Below are 512 nucleotides of genomic sequence, written 5' to 3'. Positions count from 1 at the left end.
TATTTTCTAATTAATTCGTTATTTAAATCATTATAATTTATTTTTGTATCATCTATATAAGCTGCAGGGTTAAAAAGAGAATTGATTTCATTTTGAAGCATGCCTTGAGATAGTTTTAATATAAACCCACCCAAACTAAAAACAAAATAATCATAAAAATACTCATCATCAAAAGTAATCAAATAATCTTTACTTTTTCTATCTTGCCTAGCCAAATAATCTAACATAGTAAGCAATAAGGAATTTTTCTTAATTAAACGATTATTTTTAAAACCTTCTACTTGTCTTTGAGTGATTATTCCTAAATTACCCAATTCTTCATAAAATTCATCATCAAATGCATAAGGTTTTATGCCATTATCTTTATAAATTTGGTCTATATAATCTTGGATTATTCTTACATTTTCACTATGAATTTCTTTTACATAAGATAAGATTTGTTCTTGGTTTAGTATAGTTGTATTTTTTTCTATTTTACATTGATATTCTAGGTTTTTTGGGTTTGTTATATG

At 23.8% G+C, this 512-nt stretch carries 1 pseudogene; it reads right to left on the bottom strand.

Annotated features, from left to right (window positions below):
• A pseudogene (locus L8W69_RS09285) lies at positions 1-512 on the bottom strand (hypothetical protein); the annotation flags it as partial.

The sequence above is a fragment of the Campylobacter sp. CNRCH_2016_3089 genome, assembly GCF_025772505.1.
Taxonomy (GTDB): domain Bacteria; phylum Campylobacterota; class Campylobacteria; order Campylobacterales; family Campylobacteraceae; genus Campylobacter_D; species Campylobacter_D lari_D.
This window is presented reverse-complemented; position numbering and strand designations above follow the sequence as displayed.